Here is an 18,623-nt window from a genome sequence, read left to right as displayed (position 1 = left end):
AAAGTTTTGGAAACCAGTGGTTTTCGCGGTTAGTGGCTGAGGGCCTGCTGCGAGGCCTGCTCTTGCGTCTCGTAGTTGTTGGCGTCACGGATCAGTCCGTCCCGCACGCCGTGGAGCATGTTGACAATGTTGTTGAACGCCTGGTTCATCTGACCCATCGTGTCGTACGAGGTCGCCTGGGCCTGACCACTCCAGCCCGCACCGGCGATGTTCATCGACGACGCCCACATCTTGCGAGCCTCATCCGACACCGTCTGCGCGTGCATCTCAAAACGGCCCGCCATCGCACGCATCGCGTGCGGATCGGTCATAAAACGTGTTGCCATACTTCCTCTTCCCTGGGTAGCGGACTGAACCCAGCGACGGCCGACCCGTTGTCCGACCGTCGCTCTCAACCAGCTGCCGGCGAATGCGGCACCACGCTGCTGGTTCGTGGCACTTCGAAACGAGGTTCGGCGTCGCCTCCCCATCCGTTCCAATGCCCCCATTCCTTCTTCTCGCTCATGCCATCGGCAGCCGCTTCTGAATCCGGCCCGTCGGTCGCGTTGACCTCGGCATCGGAGAGCTCTTCGCGCTCCGGTGCCCAATGGTCATAGTCGTCCGGCGGAACGGCCACGCTCCAACTGAGCGGAACCGTCAAGCGACCGAGCATGCCTGACTCACCCCGAACTGCCACCACCGAATCGTCCGGCAGAGGTGAACCAAGAGGCAAAAGCATGATGCCCCCTTCCACACCCGAAACTCTGTTCACACAGACCCCAACGGCGCACAAATCGCCGCCGAGTATTTGTCATAGTAAAGCAAGCAGGAGGACAATTGTTGGAAATTTCGGATTTTCGTCGTGGTTAATCACGAAAATTCAGCCGCGCGGTAACCAGCCGTCACGATCGTCGCCGCGCCGGTGGATCGAGGCATCGACCGACGGTGCCGGTTAGCGGAACGGTTGCTTATCCGGCCGTTATCGTCAGCGCGAATTTTGTTGCTCGGCAGGGATTCTGCGGTCATGTCGCGGATGCGTGCGGGGCGGGCACGCCGCACCACGACGCCGCACCGGCAACCGCTGCAAGCTCGTCGAACCACCGCGCAGGACCGGCACCAAGGATCGGGGCCACCCGCGAACGCATCTTTCTGCCGAACATTGCGGGCCCGCAATCATTCGCGAGCACAAACCGTACCTAATAGTTTGATTAAGCGGGTAACCGATGAATACAAGTTCGCAACATGTCGAGAAATTTGCGACATGTCCGATTCATTCGTATGACCGCCCGAGCAATTGCATCCGGGCCCGCCGAAGCCCCCCTTACGCGCCCTTTCTCGGCACCACCCTAGGCCGGGTCTGCACGACGTGCGTCGCGCTGGTTCCGGCGCGTCCCACCATTTCGGCCGGCTTGTCATGACCCGCGGCCGCCCGCACCGGCATCGGCACGCCGCTGGTGGATCCGACCGGCTCCGCCACGGCACCGGACGTACCCGCCCCCGCCATCGCGGAGCTGACGATCGGGGCCGACGTCGAGCCCTGCCATACCGGGGGCACCGATATCGCGCCGGCCAGCCGCGCCCGGCCCAGACTGGCCGAAATCGACGAGCCCCAGCTTCCGTCGCCGCTCATTACCCGCGTCGCCGGTGCGCTCGAACCGACGGTTTGGGCCGCACCAGTGGCGGCCATATTCGTCGCGCCGGCCAACGAGGTCACCGGCGCGGTACCTGATGCCAGCGCCATCATCGGCGCCGTCACCGCGGTCGCCGGATACATCCCGATCTGGGCGACCGACATCAGCGACGACACCGGCGCCGAGGTGACGATCGACCCGACCTGGGTCAGCGCGGTCTGGATCGCGGTCACCGCCGACGAGAATCCGGGCCCGAATATCTGCCCACCCACCGACGACAGCGCCCCGGCGAATTGGGATGCCAACGTGCTCAGCGGGGTGGTGAACAGCCCCGCCAAGCTCGACGGCGCCGCCGTGATCGACGGCAACGCCGACATCACCGATCGCGCCCCGGCGTGATAGCCGAACATGGCCATCACGTCCTGCAGCCACATTTGCAGGTATTCGAATTCGGTCATCGCGATTGCGGCGGTGTTCTGGCCCAGAAAGTTCGTCGCGATCAGGGTCATCAGCTGGACACGGTTCGCGGCGATCGCCGCCGGCGGCACCGTCGCCGCGAACGCCGACTCGTACGACATCGCCGCCACCCGGGCTTGCACGGCCGACATCGAGGCGTGCGCGGCCGCCGTGTGCAGCCACTGCAGATAGGGCGCGGCCGCCTGCGTCATCGACTCCGCGGACGGACCCGTCCATTGCCCATTCGACGCCAGGCCCGACACGACCGAGTCGAAGGACGACGCCGACGCCCACATGTCGGCGGCCAATCCATCCCAGGCAGCGGCAGCCGCCAACAGCGGCCCTGAGCCGGCACCGCCGTACATCAGGGCCGAGTTGATCTCCGGCGGGAAGAACGCGAAATCCAGAACCATCCACTACCTCGACACGACCAGCCGTTTGTACGGCCGTAGAACCGCACCCCGACAGTCACAGCGACTGGACACTGCGTATAAGACTAAGGCCGGATCGTGGACAGCACTACACCAAAACGACCCCGGTCGCCGAAATGGCCGGTTCGCCGGCGCGCTAGGCGCCCTTGAGCCGAACCGCTAGGTAGTCCGCAACCGCGTCCATTGCCACCCGCTCCTGCGTCATGGCGTCGCGTTCGCGCACGGTGACGGCGTTGTCCTCGAGCGAGTCGAAATCCACCGTCACGCAGAACGGCGTGCCGACCTCGTCCTGGCGACGGTAGCGGCGCCCGATCGCGCCGGCGTCGTCGAACTCGATGTTCCAGGACTGCCGCAGTTCTGCGGCCAGGTCGCGAGCCTTGGGGCTCAAGTCGGCGTGCCGCGACAGCGGCAGCACCGCCGCCTTGACCGGGGCCAGGCGCGGGTCGAGCCGCAGCACGGTGCGCTTGTCCACCCCGCCCTTGGCGTTGGGGGCTTCGTCCTCGGCGTAGGCGTCGATCAAAAACGCCATGAAGGACCGCGTCAGGCCGGCTGCGGGTTCGATCACGTACGGCGTGTACCGGGTGTCGCTGACCTGGTCGTAAAAGGACAGGTCGACACCGGAATGCTTTGCGTGCGTTGACAAATCGAAGTCGGTCCGATTGGCGACACCTTCCAGCTCGCCCCACGGGTTGCCCTGGAAGCCGAATTTGTACTCGATGTCGACGGTGCGGTCGGAGTAGTGCGACAGCTTGTCTTTGGGGTGTTCGTACAGGCGCAGGTTCTCCGGTTTGATGCCAAGGTCGGTGTACCACTGATGCCGGGTGTCGATCCAGTACTGATGCCATTCCTTCGTGGTCGACGGCTCGACGAAGAACTCCATCTCCATCTGCTCGAACTCACGGGTGCGGAAGATGAAGTTGCCCGGGGTGATCTCGTTGCGGAAGCTCTTGCCGATCTGGCCGATGCCGAACGGCGGCTTGCGCCGGGCGGTGGTCACCACGTTGGCGAAGTTGACGAAGATGCCCTGCGCGGTCTCGGGCCGCAGGTAGTGCAGTCCCTCCTCCGTCTCGATGGGCCCGAGGTAGGTCTTGAGCATCATGTTGAATTCGCGCGGCTCGGTCCACCGGCCGGGCTCCCCGGTCTCCGGGTCGCGGATATCGGCCAGCCCGTTGGGTGGCGGGTGCCCGTGTTTGGCCTCGTAGGCCTCGATGAGGTGGTCGGCGCGGTAGCGCTTGTGGGTGATCAGCGACTCCACCAGCGGGTCGTGAAACACCTCGACGTGGCCGGAGGCCACCCACACCTGCCGCGGCAGGATGATCGACGAGTCGAGTCCCACGACGTCGTCGCGGCCGGTGACCACGGCGCGCCACCACTGCCGCTTGATGTTCTCCTTGAGTTCCACGCCCAGCGGCCCGTAATCCCACGCCGACTTGGTGCCGCCGTAGATCTCACCCGAGGGATAGACGAATCCGCGTCGTTTGGCCAGGTTGACGACGGTGTCGATGACGGACGCCACGGGGTGGTCCACTCCCTTTCGGATGCCTGAAGAGGCGGGGCGGCGAATCGTCGCCCGCGAAACATCAGCAATGGTATCGACCGGGCCGAGGTCTTTGACATGCATCATCATGCATGTGACAGTGGAAGTCGTTCCCTATAGTGGGCACTCCACGTACCCGGCACTTTTCGAGGAGATGACGCTCGCATGATGATGCCCTCCTCGTCATCGGCCTCATCGTCGGATCTGGTTTCCCCCCGGCACGGCCCGGCGGGCGCAGGCGAACATGCCCCGTTCGCCGAGTATCCGGAGCCGCCGTCGCGCGAGATCCTCGATGCCGCCGGTGAGCTGCTGCGCGCGCTGGCCGCGCCCGTACGGATCGCCATCGTGCTGCAACTCCGCGAATCCCAACGCTGCGTGCACGAGCTGGTCGACGCGCTGGGCGTGCCACAACCGCTGGTCAGCCAGCATTTGAAGATCCTCAAGGCGGCGGGAGTGGTCGCCGGGGAGCGCTCCGGCCGCGAGGTGCTGTACCGCCTGGCCGACCACCACCTGGCGCACATCGTCGTCGACGCCGTCGACCATGCCAGCGAGGACACACCATGACCCGACCCAGCGTCCGTTCCACCCGTCAGCGGGCGGCGATTTCCACGCTGCTGGAGACTCGCGACGAATTCCGCTCGGCCCAGGAGCTGCACGACGAGCTGCGCCGCCGCGGCGAGAACATCGGGCTGACGACGGTCTACCGGACGCTGCAGTCCATGGCATCGGCCGGAATGGTGGACACGCTGCGCACCGACACCGGCGAATCGGTCTACCGGCGCTGCTCGGAGCACCATCACCATCACCTGGTGTGCCGGCACTGCGGATCCACCATCGAGGTGGGCGACCACGAGGTCGAGGAGTGGGCGTTGCAGGTGGCCGCCAAGCACGGCTATTCCGACGTCAGCCACACCATCGAGATCTTCGGCACCTGCTCGGACTGCCGCTGAGACCGTAATGCCCGACCCAACGCGCGGCTGGCCGCGCGCTCGGCGCCCAATGCGCGGGGCGCCCGGGCCGCGGTCAACGGCCAGCGGGCCAGCCGGTCAGGCGGTCAGTAGGCGCCGCATCTGGGCGCCGGTGTCGAGCACCAGCAGGATCAGGGTGCGCAGGGCGTCATCGGCCAAGCCCGCGCCCGGGAAGTTGTACCGCAGCATCACGTCCGCAGTTTTGGGCGCACCCTTACCGGAGTTCCGCGCCGCGGCCTTCTCGCTGACCTTTTCGACGACGGTCACACTGCCGAAGTTGCTGTTGTGCGCCTGCTTGGCCACCTGATCGCTGAGCTTCTTGGTCAGCGGCAGATCCCACGCCACGACCTGGGTCAGCGACACCAGGTCCAGGCCCTCAGCGATGTTGACCACCCGCAGCGACGCGAAGGTGCCGTCGTGGTGCACGGTCAGGCCGCCGTCGGGTTCGTCCTCGACATGCAGCACGTCGCGCAGGATCGAGCCGAGACGTTCTTGCAGCGATGTCATCAGGCGCTCCCAAACCGTCGGTTGCGGTCCGCATATTCCTCGCAGGCCGCCCACAGGTCGCGACGGTCGTAGTCGGGCCACAACTTGTCGGAAAAGATGTACTCGGCGTAGGCCGCCTGCCACAGCATGAAATTACTGGAGCGCTGCTCCCCCGAGGTCCGCAGGAACAGATCCACGTCGGGGATGTCGGGCCGCTGCAGGTGATGGGCCACCGTCGCCTCGGTGACGCGTTCCGGGTTCAGCTGGCCCGCGGCCGCTAAACGCGCGATTTCCCTTGCGGAGTCGGCGATTTCGGCGCGCCCACCGTAGTTCACGCAGTAGTTGACGGTGATGACGTCGTTGCCCTTCGTCATCTCCTCGGCGATCGCCAACTCGTTGATCACGCTGCGCCACAGGCGTGGCCGTGACCCCACCCAGCGGATCTTGACCCCGATCGTGTTGAGGTTGACCCGGCGCATCCGCACCACGTCGCGGTTGAAGCCCATCAGGAAGCGGACCTCTTCGGGGGATCGCTTCCAGTTTTCGGTGGAGAACGCGTAGAGGCTGAGCCACTTGATCCCGATTTCGATTGCCCCGCAGACGACGTCGATCACCACCGCCTCCCCCGCCTTGTGGCCGTCGGTGCGGGTCAGGCCGCGCTGAGTGGCCCAGCGGCCGTTGCCGTCCATCACGATGGCCACATGGTTGGGCAATCGGTCCGCCGGGATGCGCGGCGCGACGGCCTTCGAAACGTGCTGGGGTGGCCGGCTCGGGCCGCCGTCCGCAGCCGGCGGCAACTCGGGGAACACCACCGGCCAGGTCGACTTGTCGGGAAAGGTCGGATAGCTCGAGGGCGCGGCGGGCAATTGCGGGAAGTTGCGGTCGTGGGTCTTAGCCACAGGCCTCATCCTGCCCGATCGGCGCGGCGCGCTGATCGGCGATGGTGCGGTCGACCCGATAATTGCGCTCCACCAGCGGCAACGTCTTGAGCTGGCGTTCCAGATGCCATTGCAGATAGGCGGCCACCAATCCGCTGACATGGCTGCGGTGGGATTGCGGCGTCGCCTCGGCGGCCTCCCAATCGCCGTCGTGCAGGGCGGACATCAGCTCCAGCACACCCAGTGGCGGTGTGGTCGAGCCGGCGGGACGGCAGTGGCCGCAGACGCTGCCCCCGGCGGCGATGTGGAATGCCCGATGCGCGCCGGGCGTGGCGCAGCGCGCGCACTCGGTCAGCGCCGGGGCCCAGCCGGCGATGCCCATGGCGCGCAGCAGGTAGGCGTCCAGGAGCAGGTCACGGGGGCGGCGTCCGTCGGCCACCGCCCGCAACGCGCCCACCGTGAGCCGGTGCAGCGCCGGGGCGGGCGCCCGCTCCTCACCGGCGAGGCGCTCGGCGGTTTCCAGCATCGCGCACCCGCAGGTGTACCGGCCGTAGTCGCTGACGATGTCGGTGGCGAACGCGTCGATCGAAACGACCTGGGTGACGATGTCGAGATTGCGTCCGGGATGCAGCTGCACATCGATGTGCGCGAACGGTTCCAGCCGCGCGCCGAATTTGCTGCGGGTGCGGCGCACCCCCTTGGCCACCGCGCGGACCAACCCGTGATCACGGGTCAACAGCGTGACGATCCGGTCGGCTTCGCCGAGCTTGTGCTGGCGCAGCACTACCGCTCGGTCTCGATACAGCCGCATCTCAATAGTTTTGCACCCCGCCGCGACATTGCGGGGATCCGCGCCGATAGTCTCGTACCCCGTGATTGGCGCTCCTGGGTTCCCTTCCGGGTCCGTTTCCGGGTCCCGCGGCGCGCGCCTGCCCACACTCACTGACCTGCTCTATCAGCTGAACAGCCGCTCGGTGACCTCCGAGACATTGGTACGCCGTTCGCTACATGCGATCGATGTCAGCCAGTCCACGTTGAACGCGTTCCGGGTGGTGCTGACGGAGTCGGCGTTGGCCGCCGCGGCCGAGGCCGACCGGCGCCGCGCCGCCGGCGACACGGCGCCGTTGCTGGGCATCCCGATCGCCGTGAAAGACGACGTCGACGTTGCTGGCGTGCCCACCGCGTTCGGCACCGACGGCTACGTCCGACCCGCCACCGAGGACTCCGAGGTGGTGCGCCGCCTCAAGGCCGCCGGAGCGGTGATCGTCGGCAAGACCAACACCTGCGAGCTGGGGCAGTGGCCGTTCACCAGCGGGCCCGGGTTCGGGCACACCCGCAATCCGTGGTCGCGGCGGCACACGCCGGGCGGATCGTCGGGTGGCAGCGCGGCCGCGGTGGCGGCCGGTCTGGTCACCGCCGCGATCGGCTCGGACGGCGCCGGCAGCATCCGCATCCCGGCGGCCTGGACGCACCTGGTCGGCATCAAGCCACAGCGAGGCCGCATCTCGACCTGGCCACTGCCGGAGTCGTTCAACGGGATCACGGTCAACGGCGTGCTGGCGCGCACGGTGGCCGACGCGGCGCTGGTGCTCGACGCGGCGTCGGGCAATGTCGAGGGCGACCGACACAAGCCGCCCGCGCTGCGGGCGTCCGACTATGTCAGCATCGCGCCCGGGCCGCTGAACATCGCGCTGTCAACCCGCTTCGCGTACACCCTATTTCGGGCCAAGCTGCATCCCGAGATCCTGGCCGCGACCCGCGCCGTGGGCCAGCAGCTCCAACTGCTCGGCCACACGGTGGTGAGCGGGAACCCCGACTACGGCGTGCGGTTGGGGTGGGACTTCTTGGCCAGATCGACTGCGGGACTGCGGGATTGGGAGGAGCGCCTCGGCGACGGGGTGGTGCTGGACCCGCGCACCCTGTCCAACCTGCGGATGGGCCATATATTGGGGCAGGCGATCCTACGCAACGCACGACGGCACGAGGCGGCGCTGCAGCGGCGGGTGGGCTCGATCTTCGACATCGTCGACGTGGTGCTGGCCCCGACGACCGCCCAGCCACCGCCACTGGCCCGAGCCTTCGACCGGCTGAGCGGCTGGGGCACCGACCGCGCCATGATCAAGGCCTGCCCGGCCACCTGGCCGTGGAATGTGTTGGGGTGGCCGTCGATCAACGTACCCGCAGGGTTCACCGAGGACGGCTTGCCGATCGGTGTGCAGTTGATGGGCCCGGCGAACAGCGAGGGCATGCTGATCTCGCTGGCCGCCGAGTTGGAGGCTGTCTGCGGCTGGGCGGCCAAGCAGCCGACGGTGTGGTGGGAGCACGACCACTTCCATCCGTCCGACTAACGACTTGTCGGCACCGAAATAACGCTGTTCGGAAAAGCTTTGGTGCCACCGGGCAGCACGGGTACCGGCGGCAGGCACCGGCAAACGGTGAACACCGGAACCTGGACGACCGTGTTTGGCTGCCGATGCCCCGGGTACCCCGCTGCGACGATCAGCCCCGCCTACACCCCCAGGAGGCAACCAGTGTTCACACACAACAAGGATCTTCAATTCGAAGTACGCGTCACGGAGCCCGACCCGCGTTTCGCATCGTTGCTCATGGAGCAATTCGGTGGCGCCAACGGCGAACTCACCGCGGCGCTGCAGTACTTCACCCAGGCGTTCGTGCTGCGGCAAAAGAACCCCAAGATGTACGACCTGTTCATGGACATCGCGACCGAGGAGCTCAGCCACCTCGAGATGGTCGGATCGATGATCACCATGCTGCTCGACGGACTCAACGACGACCTGAAGATCGCGAATCAGCGGTGCGACTGGATGCCGGCGGTCGCCAGTACGGACGGGCGCGCACAACATCATCCACCAAGTCGCCGTCAACCCGCTGTTTCTCGTGCTCAGCGGCGGCGGGCCCGACGTTAAGGATTCCGCAGGCAACAACTGGACCGGGGCGTTCATCGACGCGAACGGCGATCCCACCGTCGATTTGCGCAACAATGTCGCGGCCGAATCCCGCGCGAAGGTCATCTACGAATACCTCAAGCAGTTCACCGACGACCCGGGCGTGCAGGACACCCTGACGTTCTTGATGACCCGCGAGGTGGCGCACTATCAGCTAGTTCACCGCCGCGCTCAACGAACTCCCGGTCAACTTCCCGCCGGGCCAGCTGCCGGGCGATCCCCGCTTCCAGAATGTCGCGTTCAACATGTCCAACGGCGGCGAATCGGTCCGCGGTCCGTGGAACCAGGGCCAAGGTCCGTGGCCGGAGGGCATGGAATGGGAGTACGTGGAAAGCCCGAGCAGCAGTGGCTGGGCGGGAAGACGCGCAAGAACAAGGGCACCGGGCAGAACCCGCAGGGGGCTCACCGGCGGTCGAGGCCGAAAAGCCCTTCACGCACGAACAGCACTCGCCCACCACCTGATCGACAACCAAAAGGCCGGGCATCGGTTGCTCCGATGCCCGGCCTTTCGTTATGGTTCAGTGCGCCTGCGGATCGGGTGGGTTGTCCGCCGCGCGCCCGGTGAACGCGTCGCGCACATGGTCCACCACCGCGGCGCCCATGCCCATGGTTTTCAGGATTGCCGGGTCGGGCGGGGTGTTCGGGTGAGGCCGGGTGGGCGCGATCTTCTTCGCGGTCTCCAGCTTCTCGCCCAGCTTTTCCAGCTCCTCACGGCTGATCGCGAGTTCGACTTGCGGCCACACCACCTCTTGCTCGTAGGCGATGTGCTCACGTCCCGCTTTTACGAACGCCTGCAGCGCCTCGTGGTAATCGGGCTCGCCGGGCTTGCCGTCCTCCAGCCGCTGCAGCAGCTTCTTGCCGGCCTGTTCCTGATCGATCGCTTTGTCGGCGAGTGCGTCGCCGAGCGCGTCACGCACCGCGGACCAAAAGTACTGCTCTTCGATCGCTTCATGCTGTGATTCGGCGATGATCAGATTGTTCACCATGGTCTCCAGGCCGCTGGCTTCGGCGCCGGAGCCCGAGGGTGCTCCATCGAGCGTCTCGAACAAACCGAGAACACTTTTGTGGTCTTGACGGAGAAAAGTTAAAGCATCCATGCCTTGCCTTCCGATTGGGCTGTCTCAGTCGGTAAGTGGTACCCGGGCCGACGACACCAAAACGGACGAATTCGGCGGCCGGAACGGCTTGGCTCGTGTCCACGTCCAATCCACCCGGCGCGGGTTAGCGGAAACGCTTGTCGTTCAGATCTTCTCCATCCGGCCGACGAGTTGCTTGTCGATGTTCAAGCCCGCCTGTTCGTCGGCGCTGGTGTAGGTGTCGGCGGCCCGCCCAGTTTGTCGGCGAGTTGGCGGGAGGCAGTTTGCATTGCTTCGATTACCGACCGGCGGGCACTCTCGGCGTCAGCCAGCGCCACGTTGGACGGTCCGCTGACAATACCGTGGGTGACCCAGACCTCGTCGCCGATTCCTTTGGCCACTGCGGCGGCAGTCGCGCTGTTGTCGGAGGTTTGCCGCTGAATTGTCGCCAGTCGATCGAGGTAGTTTGGGGTGACAACCAAATCGGACATGAGTTGATCTCCTTAAGTGTGTGGTATTGGGTTGGTGCACAACGGTTTCGACCGTGCTAACGACTCACCGGGGCGCTCTCGGCGGTGCCACCCGCCGCCGCGAACTCGATCGGTGCCCGTTCGGCGCCATCGGCGCCGTGGGCCGATCCGGCTTCGTCGACGGATCCGGCTTCGTCGGTAGGAGCCGCTGTCTTCTGGCCCTGCTGGGCGGCCGCGGCCAGAGGCCGTATCGGCCTCATCCGCTGGGTGAGAGATGCTGCTTTCCTTGGCATTTGAGTCACCTGAGCCAGTGCCGGCTCGCCGTGCGACGGGATCGGCGGGAGCGTCGTCTCATCCGATTCGGCCAGCGCATGACGTCCCGTCGAGGTTTCGCCCGCACCGTTGGGACTGCTTTGCTTCCACGGCCGTCCGGGTTCACCGGCGTGGCGACATCGGTCCCGGTGATCACGGCGGTCAGCTTGCTCGACGCGTCCCCGAAGTTGGGCGTGGTCGATGTCGGCGCGTCGGCCACGCGAGACTCGGCCGACGTGGTGCCCGGGAGCACCGCGCGCGGTGCTCCCGGGCGCGGTACTCAGAAGCCACATCCTTTGCCTTTCCGCTGTTTTCGGTCGAGTAGTAGAGCAGGGTGCCGATGAAGCCGCAGGCAACGCCGACGGCCAGGCCCGAAACTGTCAGCGCGCATGATGCCGCCAGGCCGGGGCCGGCCAGAGCGGGCACCGCGAACTTCATGGCGAGTTCGATGGCGAACGCCGCCAGTAAGAGGTCCTTCAAGGCGCCGAAACCCAAGCATGGGTGACCCATTCAGCCTGATTCTTTGTGATCTCGGCAAGCTGGTGGTCCAGATCGGCAATCTTCTTCGCGAGATCGCTCAGTGCCGTGACTTGTTCGGCATAGTGTTCCGACGCGTCGCCCTGCCAGGTGTCGTCCGGCAGGGCCGTCTTCAGCTGTGCACAGATTTCGGTGAGCTGCTCCGAACCCGCGGTGAAGTCATCTCCCTCGTAAGGCGGTCCGAAGCCGGTCGTCAGCTCCAGCATGTCGACGAAGGTGAGCGTCTTGAGAATGAGACCTGGTGCTGTCCTTCAGCCCGTCGTTCATCTGGGCACGCTCTGCGGGACTCATATTCCGGGCCAGTTGGTATTGCTTGACCATCTTGTAGCCGACGAGGCCACCGGACACGGCATCCGCGCCCATACTGGTAACGCTCGAAGCAAGATATTCGCCGCTGTAGTTTGCACCGCCGATGCCTTTGAATTGTTCGCCGAGGCTGCCCAAGTTGACGATGAGCCTGGCGGCGTCTACGAATACGTTCATCTGCGTTTCCTTTCGATGATGGTGCGCAGGCTCGGCGGTGCACCAGTCGGCCGATGACCGTCGGCCCGTGCGGCAACCCTCTACGAAGGTCCTAAAAGGATTCTTGGAGCGGGTCGACCGATCGACGCCCCATCTGGCTAAAAGCCCAGCCGGCCAAGCTGTTTGGGGTCACTCTGCCAGTTCTTGGCGACCTTGACCCGCAGGTCGAGGTAGACCTTGATGCCCAGCAACTCCTCGATCTGCTCGCGCGCGGCCGTGCCGACCTCGCGTAGCCGCGTCGCGCCCTTGCCGATGACGATGCCCTTCTGGCTGTCCCGTTCGACGTAGAGCAGCGCGTGCACGTCGATCAGGTCGTCGCGGTCCTCGCGCGGGTTGACCTCGTCGATCACCACGGCCAGTGAATGCGGAAGTTCGTCGCGAATGCCCTCCAAAGCGGCCTCGCGAATCAATTCGGCCATCAGGATCTCTTCGGGCTCGTCGGTCAGCTCGCCGTCGGGGTAATACGCCGGACCCGGCGGCAGCGCCGCGGCCAGCACGTCGATCAGCACGTCGACCTGGGTGCCGGCCAGCGCCGACACCGGGACGATCTCGGCCGCGCCCTCGACGAGTTCGTTGACCGCCACCAGCTGGGAGGCCACCCGATCCCGTGGCACCTTGTCGATCTTGGTGACGATGACGACCAGGGTGGTCTTCGGTGCGACCGCACGAATCTGGTCCAGGATCCAGCGGTCGCCGGGACCGATCGCCTCGTCGGCCGGGATGCACAGCCCGATCACGTCGACTTGCGCGTAGGTATCGCGCACCAGGTCGTTGAGCCGCTTGCCCAGCAAGGTGCGCGGCCGATGCAGGCCCGGGGTGTCGACCAGGATGATCTGGAAGTTCTCCCGGTGCACGATGCCGCGGATGGTGTGGCGGGTGGTCTGCGGGCGTTTCGAGGTGATCGCCACCTTGGTGCCGACCAGGGCGTTAGTCAGTGTCGACTTGCCGGTGTTCGGCCGGCCCACCAAACAGACGAAGCCCGAACGGAATTCGCTCATAACGGAGTACCGGCACGGTTGGTCAAAATGATCGCCGCGGTCGGGCTGAGCTCGCGCACCGCGGCAATGCCCGGGTCGTCGGCCGACCCAGCGACCAACACGGCGGCCTCCAGACCCGTCGCCCCGCTGGAGACGGCCGCGGCCACCGCCGCCTGTAGTCCGGTGAGTCGCAGCGCCGAAAGACCCACCGGCGCAGCCGCATACGTGCGGCCGTCGGCATCTCGCACCGAGGCCGCGCTGCCGGCCTGGACGCGGGCCATCGCGGCGCGCCCCAACACCACAAGCTTGGCGTCCTCGGAATCGAGGTGCTCAGCCATGGCGCGTGTCCTCGAGTTCGCGATCCTCCGAGTCGGCCGGGCTCAGCAGCACCGTGTGGATGCGCACCCGCCCGCGATGGTCGGGGCCCCCCTCGGCACGCAGCCGCAGGCCGTGCGAGACCACCTCGGCGCCGGGCAGCGGCACCCGGCCCAACTCCAGCGCCAGCAGGCCGCCGACGGTGTCGACGTCGAGATCGTCGTCGAATTCGATGCCGTAAAGCTCGCCGACGTCTTCGATCGGCAGCCGGGACGACACGCGAAAGTGCTTGTTGCCCAAGTCTTCTACCAGCGCCACTTCTGCTTCGTCGTACTCGTCGGCGATCGCGCCGACGATCTCCTCCAGCACGTCCTCGATGCTGACCAGACCGGCGATCGCGCCGTACTCGTCGACGAGCAGCGCCATGTGGTTGCGGTCGCGTTGCATTTCACGCAGCAGCGCGTCCAGCGGCTTGGAGTCCGGCACGAACACCGCCGGGCGCATCACCTGCGCCACCTTGATGTCCCGCCCGCCGTCGGCCGCCAAAAATGTCTGCTCGACAAGGTCTTTCAGATACACCACGCCGACGATGTCGTCGACGTTCTCGCCGATCACCGGAATGCGGGAATGACCACTGCGGACGGCCAAGTTAGTTGCCTGGCTGGCGAACTTGTCGCTATCGATCCAGATCATCTCCGTGCGCGGCACCATCACCTCACGCGCGGAGGTGTCGCCGAGCTCGAACACCGACTCGATCATCCGGCGCTCGTCGGCGGCGACGACGCCGCGCTGCTGGGCCAGATCGACGACTTCGCGCAACTCGATCTCGGACGCGAACGGTCCGTTTCGCAGGCCGCGGCCCGGGGTGAGCGCGTTACCGATCACCACCAACAGCCGGCTGATCGGCATCAGCAGCGACGAAATCACTTGCAGCGGAATGGCTAACACCAGTGAGATCTGATACGCGTGCTGACGCCCGAGGGTGCGCGGGCCGACGCCGATGACGATGAAGCTCGTCAGCACCATGATGGTGGCGGCGCCGAAGACCGCCCAGTTCAGGCCGAAGTTGTCATAAAGAAAGACCACCAGCAGGACGGTCGCGGTGACCTCGCAGCTGATACGCAACAGCACCACCAGGTTGATATAGCGCGGCCGGTCGGCCATCACCTTCGACAGGGACCGGGCGCCAGGGCGCTCGTCGCGCACCAGCTCGGCCACCCGAGCCAGCGACACCGTGCTGATGGCTCCATCGATCGCCGCGAAGACCCCACCCAGAACGATCAACGCAAGCGCGCCGAGCAGCTGAGATATCCCGGTCAACGGCGCTAATGCCTTGACTCGGTCGCCGACTCTTTTTTGGCGTCGTCGCTTTTGGCCCGACGATTGAGCAACCCGGCAATGACGACGACCGCCAGCACCAACAACCCGTACCGCACCGCCCACGGCCACCAGGCCTGAGCGGGCGGGGCGGGCTGAGCGGGTTGGGTTTGGTCCCCGCGAACCGCCAGCGCCACCAAGAAGTCGCCGTTGTCGGTCGGCCCGAAGCCCGGCAGCGACTGGGTCTTGCTCACCCTGATCTGCACCCCGTTGGTGGGATCGACCACCTGGCCCCAGGCCACGGTGGTGTCGTCGAGCAGGAAGCTGTCCTGGCTGCCCACCGGCTGGCTTTCGTCGCGGCCGACCACCGCCACCTGGCCGACTTGCACGATCAGGTTGTCGGCGGGGACCTCGGCCAACACGTTCTGGTACAGCGTCGGGGGCGCCGGCGCGGCGTACTCCGGCGGCGGCGGGCCGGCGAAATTGGGCGGCGGTACGAACGCCCCGCCGTAGAAGCTGCCCGCCGCCAGATAGCTCTCGCCGACCGCGGTGAACGGGACCAGCCCGACCGTGCCGGCATCCAGCACGATCCGGCCGCCGGCCGGAAGGTAGGCGTCGCGGGAGGCACCGTCGTAGGTGTAACGGAAGGTCATCGCCTGGCTGAGCGGGTTGTACAGGGTCGGGCGGTGATACTCGTCGTAGTCGACGAAGTCCCAATGCCGCGGCCGGACCAGCACCTTGTTGTCGGCCCTGATCTGGTCGACGTTCTCGCTGCGGGCGCTGATGACGTTCTGCACCTGTTGGTTGAAGTCCGTCGGGGTCGGCGGCTTCGGAGGGTCAGCGGGATTCAGCCGCGCCGCGGGTGCGGCCTTGGCGGCCGCGACCGCCTGCGGAGGCGCATCCAGCTTCTTGGGCGGCACCATCACCCCGACGTTCCGCGGCGCCCCCGGCGCCGGCGGACTGATCTTCGGGGTCTGCACCGGTGTCGGCGCCGGGCGGGCGGAACTCGGCGGCAGCGGCAACGGCGGCGGCTCCGGGATGTACACCGGGGTGCTCGTCGGTGCTGGGGCGGGCCGCGGCGCCGGGGCGTTGCAGACGTTCGCGGTGTGATACGCGTTCACGTAGAACAGGCAGTGCTGACACGACACCGGGTTTGACCCCTCGCCGGCGCACGGAGACGCCTGTGCCACGCCGGTGGCGGCGGCCAGCACCACCGACGGCGCAAACGCCATCGCGGCGCAAACCGAGGTCCAGAGTGCTCTCTTCATAAGGGCTCAATTGTCGAAATACCTTGACTTGTCCAGCAACCGGCGATCTCGTTCGTCCTGCCGGTCGTAGTGGTACGCCTCGACCTGGTCGGCTACCCACTCTTCGAGAAGTCGCCCCTGCAGGGCGAACATCTCCTTCTCTTCGTCGTGCTCGGCGTGGTCGTAGCCGAGCAGGTGCAGCACACCGTGAATTGTCAACAGCGCCAACTCATGTCCGAGGCTGTGGCCCGCCGCGGCGGCTTGCTCGGCCGCGAATTCCGGACACAGCACGATATCACCCAGCATCGACGGCCCCGGCTCGGGCGCGTCCGGACGGCCGCCGGGCTCGAGCTCGTCCATCGGGAAACTCATCACGTCGGTCGGCCCGGGCAAGTCCATCCAGCGCATGTGCAAATCGGCCATCGCCGCGGTGTCCAGCAGCAGCATCGACAGTTCGGCCCCCGGGTTGACGTCCATCTTGGCGATGACGAACCGCGCGACACTCACCAACTCCGCTTCGGAGATGTCGATCCCCGACTCGTTGGACACTTCGATCGTCATGGTCTGCTCACCGCACCATCATCGGCGATTTCGGGTGCCGGATGCCCGCCGAGCCGCCCGATTCATGCCCGAGTTGGATTCCTCCACCCTCGCATAAGCGTCGACGATCTCCGAAACCAGCCGGTGGCGCACCACATCCACGCTGGTCAGCTCGGCGACATGGATGTCGTCGATGTCCTCGAGGATCTCGACCGCCGCCCGCAGGCCGGACTTGGCGCCGCCCGGCAAGTCCACCTGGGTAAGATCCCCGGTGACGACCATCTTCGACCCGAACCCCAGTCGGGTGAGGAACATCTTCATTTGCTCGGCGGTGGTGTTCTGCGCCTCATCGAGGACGATGAAACCGGAGTTGAGGCTCCTGCCGCGCATGTACGCCAGCGGTGCGACTTCGATGACCCCGGCGGACATCAGCTTCGGGATCAGCTCGGGCTCCATCATGTCGTACAGCGCGTCGTACAGCGGGCGCAGGTACGGATCGATCTTCTCGCTCAATGTGCCCGGCAAAAAGCCAAGGCGTTCACCGGCTTCCACCGCCGGTCTGGTCAAGATGATCCGGCTCACCTGCTTTGACTGCAGCGCATTGACCGCCTTGGCCATCGCCAGATAGGTCTTGCCGGTACCGGCCGGGCCGACCCCGAACACGATGGTGTGGGCGTCGATGGCGTCGACGTACCGCTTCTGGTTGAGGGTCTTGGGCCGGAGCGTCTTACCGCGGCGGGCCAGGATGTCGAGGGTGAGCACCTCGGCGGGTGACTCGTCGCCGGTGCCCAGCAGCATCGCGACGCTGTGGCGCACCACCTCCGGGGTCAGCGACTGGCCGCTGGCCACGATCGCGACCAGTTCGGAGATCGCGTGCTCGGCAAGCGCGACGTCGGCCGGTTCGCCGGACAGGGTGACGGCGTTGCCACGCACATGCAGGTCGGCGCTCAGGATGCGTTCGAGTGCGCGCAGATTCTCGTCCGACGAGCCCAGCATGCCCACGACGAGATCAGGAGGGATGTCGATGCTGCTGCGAACCTGTGCTTTGAGATCGGGGCCCGGCAGGGCCTCAGCTGCATCAGCAGCGTTAGTCTCGCGTGGCGTCACGTGGTTTCCGGTGCCTGCCTTCTCGGCTCGTCAGGGGTAGATCGGATGACTTAGTCTACGCCCGAGGGCTCCGTCTGGTCAGCCGCGAACGGCTCAGGCGGCCCGACCTCGACGGTTTGCTCCCATCGCGCCGTGAGCACGCCGAGTGCGCCCAGGGCCACCGCGGCGGCCGTCGACGTCCGCAACACCTGCGGCCCCAGCCGCACCGCGACGGCGCCCGCGTCGGTCAGCGCCGCCAGCTCATCCGGTGCGATACCTCCCTCGGGCCCGACGACCAGGAACACCGCGCCGGCCCACGCAATCGCGACGTCCGCGATCCGCTGGGTCGCCGCCTCGTGCAAGACCAGTACCGCCGCGCCGGCGGCCACTTCGTCGCGGATCCGCTGGACCAGCGCCGCCGTCGGCAACACGCCCTCCACGGGCGGGATGTGCACCCGCCGCGATTGCCGGGCCGCCGAGCGGACCACCGCGCGCCAGCGGCGCAGCCCCTTCTCGACGCGCGCGCCCTGCCAGGTGGCCACGCAGCGGCTGGCCTGCCAGGCTACGAACGCATCGGCGCCGGCCTCGGTGGCCAATTCGATCGCCAACTCGGAGCGCTCGGATTTGGGCAGCGCCTGCACCACGGTCACCGCCGGCTTGCTCGGGTCGACGGTCCAGCGGTCCAGCACCCGGGCCCGGAGGCCGTCGCGCCCGGATTGCTCGACCACGCAGCGCGCCAGGCTTCCGGCGCCGTCGCCGAGCACCAATTCCTCGCCGGGCCGGGTCCGGCGCACGGTCGCGGCGTGAAACCCCTCGTCGCCGTCGACGACGGCCAGCCCACCGGTGTCGGGTAGTGCTTCGACGTAGAACAGCGTCGCCACCATGTGCGGGG

The 18,623-nt window shown here is 66.6% G+C and carries 22 protein-coding genes and 1 pseudogene; 5 read left to right on the top strand and 18 right to left on the bottom strand.

The genetic code is table 11. The features are described from left to right. Positions 1-29 precede the first annotated feature (29 nt). The 4 genes from T428_RS0104605 to T428_RS0104590 all read right to left on the bottom strand — a co-directional run bounded on the left by T428_RS0104605 (position 30) and on the right by T428_RS0104590 (position 4,025). The gene (locus T428_RS0104605) at positions 30-326 is read right to left on the bottom strand and encodes a WXG100 family type VII secretion target (protein ID WP_025735564.1); all 297 of its coding nucleotides are present in this window, start codon (positions 324-326) and stop codon (positions 30-32) included. Between the two features lie 65 nt (positions 327-391). Continuing rightward, on the bottom strand, positions 392-718 hold the full coding sequence (locus tag T428_RS25550; RefSeq protein WP_025735563.1) for a hypothetical protein: 327 nt from the start codon (positions 716-718) through the stop codon (positions 392-394). Between the two features lie 582 nt (positions 719-1,300). Then, entirely contained in the window at positions 1,301-2,479 is a 1,179-nt protein-coding gene (locus tag T428_RS0104595) for a PPE family protein (protein ID WP_025735562.1), read from the bottom strand. Positions 2,480-2,633: 154 nt separating this feature from the next. Continuing rightward, the gene (locus T428_RS0104590) at positions 2,634-4,025 is read right to left on the bottom strand and encodes a glycine--tRNA ligase (protein WP_025735561.1); all 1,392 of its coding nucleotides are present in this window, start codon (positions 4,023-4,025) and stop codon (positions 2,634-2,636) included. A gap of 174 nt (positions 4,026-4,199) precedes the next feature. Here T428_RS0104590 and T428_RS0104585 point away from each other — a divergent pair, with 174 nt between their 5' ends. Both T428_RS0104585 and T428_RS0104580 read left to right on the top strand, forming a co-directional pair. After that, a complete protein-coding gene (locus T428_RS0104585; protein WP_425411982.1) occupies positions 4,200-4,598 on the top strand; it encodes a metalloregulator ArsR/SmtB family transcription factor in 399 nt (132 codons plus the stop codon). Further along, positions 4,595-4,984 carry a Fur family transcriptional regulator gene (locus T428_RS0104580; RefSeq protein WP_025735559.1) on the top strand — a complete coding sequence of 130 codons (390 nt, stop codon included), beginning with the start codon at positions 4,595-4,597 and terminating at the stop codon, positions 4,982-4,984. Before T428_RS0104585 ends, T428_RS0104580 begins: the two co-directional genes overlap by 4 nt. A gap of 96 nt (positions 4,985-5,080) precedes the next feature. Here the strand turns inward: T428_RS0104580 and T428_RS0104575 are convergent, their stop codons facing one another. Genes T428_RS0104575 through recO form a run of 3 tightly spaced genes read right to left on the bottom strand, consistent with a single transcriptional unit; the run spans position 5,081 to position 7,177 of the window. Then, the gene (locus T428_RS0104575) at positions 5,081-5,509 is read right to left on the bottom strand and encodes a hypothetical protein (protein WP_025735558.1); all 429 of its coding nucleotides are present in this window, start codon (positions 5,507-5,509) and stop codon (positions 5,081-5,083) included. Then, positions 5,509-6,387, bottom strand: a complete 879-nt coding sequence (locus T428_RS0104570) for a decaprenyl diphosphate synthase (protein ID WP_025735557.1) — start codon at positions 6,385-6,387, stop codon at positions 5,509-5,511. The genes T428_RS0104575 and T428_RS0104570 overlap by 1 nt, the downstream gene beginning before the upstream one ends. Next, entirely contained in the window at positions 6,380-7,177 is a 798-nt protein-coding gene (gene recO / locus T428_RS0104565) for a DNA repair protein RecO (protein ID WP_025735556.1), read from the bottom strand. The genes T428_RS0104570 and recO overlap by 8 nt, the downstream gene beginning before the upstream one ends. Before the next feature lie 61 nt (positions 7,178-7,238). Between recO and T428_RS0104560 the strand changes: the two genes are divergently transcribed. Next, complete coding sequence (locus tag T428_RS0104560) at positions 7,239-8,714, top strand: amidase (protein ID WP_025735555.1); 1,476 nt, start codon at positions 7,239-7,241, stop codon at positions 8,712-8,714. Positions 8,715-8,897: 183 nt separating this feature from the next. Next, positions 8,898-9,794: pseudogene (locus tag T428_RS25545) on the top strand (manganese catalase family protein). Between the two features lie 56 nt (positions 9,795-9,850). On the opposite strand, the gene T428_RS0104550 reads toward T428_RS25545, so the two are convergent. The 4 genes from T428_RS0104550 to T428_RS30895 all read right to left on the bottom strand — a co-directional run bounded on the left by T428_RS0104550 (position 9,851) and on the right by T428_RS30895 (position 11,933). After that, positions 9,851-10,429, bottom strand: a complete 579-nt coding sequence (locus tag T428_RS0104550; protein ID WP_025735554.1) for a hemerythrin domain-containing protein — start codon at positions 10,427-10,429, stop codon at positions 9,851-9,853. A 185-nt stretch (positions 10,430-10,614) separates the two neighbouring features. Continuing rightward, positions 10,615-10,899 (bottom strand): ESX-1 secretion-associated protein, encoded by a 285-nt coding sequence (locus T428_RS35930; protein ID WP_051465108.1) that lies wholly within the window; start codon positions 10,897-10,899, stop codon positions 10,615-10,617. 56 nt (positions 10,900-10,955) lie between these two features. Next, on the bottom strand, positions 10,956-11,171 hold the full coding sequence (locus T428_RS0104540; RefSeq protein ID WP_211243887.1) for a hypothetical protein: 216 nt from the start codon (positions 11,169-11,171) through the stop codon (positions 10,956-10,958). Between the two features lie 495 nt (positions 11,172-11,666). After that, positions 11,667-11,933, bottom strand: coding sequence for an EspA/EspE family type VII secretion system effector (locus tag T428_RS30895; protein ID WP_025735552.1), 267 nt, complete (start codon positions 11,931-11,933; stop codon positions 11,667-11,669). On the opposite strand from T428_RS30895, the gene T428_RS0104530 reads away from it, so the two are divergent. After that, positions 11,932-12,267 carry a hypothetical protein gene (locus tag T428_RS0104530; RefSeq protein WP_025735551.1) on the top strand — a complete coding sequence of 112 codons (336 nt, stop codon included), beginning with the start codon at positions 11,932-11,934 and terminating at the stop codon, positions 12,265-12,267. The genes T428_RS30895 and T428_RS0104530 overlap by 2 nt on opposite strands. An 80-nt stretch (positions 12,268-12,347) precedes the next feature. Here T428_RS0104530 and era read toward each other — a convergent pair whose 3' ends face one another. Genes era through T428_RS0104495 form a run of 7 tightly spaced genes read right to left on the bottom strand, consistent with a single transcriptional unit; the run spans position 12,348 to position 18,615 of the window. Continuing rightward, positions 12,348-13,247, bottom strand: coding sequence for a GTPase Era (era, locus tag T428_RS0104525; protein ID WP_025735550.1), 900 nt, complete (start codon positions 13,245-13,247; stop codon positions 12,348-12,350). Then, on the bottom strand, positions 13,244-13,564 hold the full coding sequence (locus T428_RS0104520) for a hypothetical protein (RefSeq protein WP_025735549.1): 321 nt from the start codon (positions 13,562-13,564) through the stop codon (positions 13,244-13,246). Before T428_RS0104520 ends, era begins: the two co-directional genes overlap by 4 nt. Further along, complete coding sequence (locus tag T428_RS0104515) at positions 13,557-14,861, bottom strand: hemolysin family protein (RefSeq protein ID WP_025735548.1); 1,305 nt, start codon at positions 14,859-14,861, stop codon at positions 13,557-13,559. Before T428_RS0104515 ends, T428_RS0104520 begins: the two co-directional genes overlap by 8 nt. A 5-nt stretch (positions 14,862-14,866) precedes the next feature. After that, entirely contained in the window at positions 14,867-16,126 is a 1,260-nt protein-coding gene (locus T428_RS0104510; protein ID WP_025735547.1) for a hypothetical protein, read from the bottom strand. Positions 16,127-16,132: 6 nt separating this feature from the next. After that, positions 16,133-16,666: an rRNA maturation RNase YbeY gene (gene ybeY, locus T428_RS0104505; RefSeq protein ID WP_025735546.1), complete on the bottom strand. Its 534-nt coding sequence runs from the start codon at positions 16,664-16,666 to the stop codon at positions 16,133-16,135. An 18-nt stretch (positions 16,667-16,684) separates the two neighbouring features. Further along, complete coding sequence (locus T428_RS0104500) at positions 16,685-17,752, bottom strand: PhoH family protein (protein ID WP_025735545.1); 1,068 nt, start codon at positions 17,750-17,752, stop codon at positions 16,685-16,687. Between the two features lie 50 nt (positions 17,753-17,802). After that, positions 17,803-18,615 carry a 16S rRNA (uracil(1498)-N(3))-methyltransferase gene (locus T428_RS0104495; protein WP_025735544.1) on the bottom strand — a complete coding sequence of 271 codons (813 nt, stop codon included), beginning with the start codon at positions 18,613-18,615 and terminating at the stop codon, positions 17,803-17,805. Between the last annotated feature and the right edge of the window lie 8 nt (positions 18,616-18,623).

It is taken from the genome of Mycobacterium genavense ATCC 51234 (genome assembly GCF_000526915.1).
GTDB lineage: Bacteria > Actinomycetota > Actinomycetes > Mycobacteriales > Mycobacteriaceae > Mycobacterium > Mycobacterium genavense.
The sequence above is the reverse complement of the archived record's forward strand: the minus strand, read 5'-3'. Positions and strand labels throughout refer to the sequence as shown.

Excerpts from the sequence above, each read along its gene's own strand:
- T428_RS0104520 (WP_025735549.1), bottom strand. The coding sequence starts at position 13,564 with ATGGCTGAGCACCTCGATTCCGAGGACGCCAAGCTTGTGGTGTTGGGG.
- T428_RS0104540 (WP_211243887.1), bottom strand. The coding sequence starts at position 11,171 with ATGCCAAGGAAAGCAGCATCTCTCACCCAGCGGATGAGGCCGATACGG.
- ybeY (WP_025735546.1), bottom strand. The coding sequence starts at position 16,666 with ATGACGATCGAAGTGTCCAACGAGTCGGGGATCGACATCTCCGAAGCG.
- era (WP_025735550.1), bottom strand. The coding sequence starts at position 13,247 with ATGAGCGAATTCCGTTCGGGCTTCGTCTGTTTGGTGGGCCGGCCGAAC.
- T428_RS25550 (WP_025735563.1), bottom strand. The coding sequence starts at position 718 with ATGCTTTTGCCTCTTGGTTCACCTCTGCCGGACGATTCGGTGGTGGCA.
- T428_RS0104580 (WP_025735559.1), top strand. The coding sequence starts at position 4,595 with ATGACCCGACCCAGCGTCCGTTCCACCCGTCAGCGGGCGGCGATTTCC.
- T428_RS0104585 (WP_425411982.1), top strand. The coding sequence starts at position 4,200 with ATGATGATGCCCTCCTCGTCATCGGCCTCATCGTCGGATCTGGTTTCC.
- T428_RS0104595 (WP_025735562.1), bottom strand. The coding sequence starts at position 2,479 with ATGGTTCTGGATTTCGCGTTCTTCCCGCCGGAGATCAACTCGGCCCTG.
- T428_RS35930 (WP_051465108.1), bottom strand. The coding sequence starts at position 10,899 with ATGTCCGATTTGGTTGTCACCCCAAACTACCTCGATCGACTGGCGACA.
- T428_RS0104495 (WP_025735544.1), bottom strand. The coding sequence starts at position 18,615 with ATGGTGGCGACGCTGTTCTACGTCGAAGCACTACCCGACACCGGTGGG.
- T428_RS0104605 (WP_025735564.1), bottom strand. The coding sequence starts at position 326 with ATGGCAACACGTTTTATGACCGATCCGCACGCGATGCGTGCGATGGCG.
- recO (WP_025735556.1), bottom strand. The coding sequence starts at position 7,177 with ATGCGGCTGTATCGAGACCGAGCGGTAGTGCTGCGCCAGCACAAGCTC.
- T428_RS0104530 (WP_025735551.1), top strand. The coding sequence starts at position 11,932 with ATGTCGACGAAGGTGAGCGTCTTGAGAATGAGACCTGGTGCTGTCCTT.
- T428_RS0104550 (WP_025735554.1), bottom strand. The coding sequence starts at position 10,429 with ATGGATGCTTTAACTTTTCTCCGTCAAGACCACAAAAGTGTTCTCGGT.
- T428_RS0104575 (WP_025735558.1), bottom strand. The coding sequence starts at position 5,509 with ATGACATCGCTGCAAGAACGTCTCGGCTCGATCCTGCGCGACGTGCTG.
- T428_RS30895 (WP_025735552.1), bottom strand. The coding sequence starts at position 11,933 with ATGCTGGAGCTGACGACCGGCTTCGGACCGCCTTACGAGGGAGATGAC.
- T428_RS0104510 (WP_025735547.1), bottom strand. The coding sequence starts at position 16,126 with ATGAAGAGAGCACTCTGGACCTCGGTTTGCGCCGCGATGGCGTTTGCG.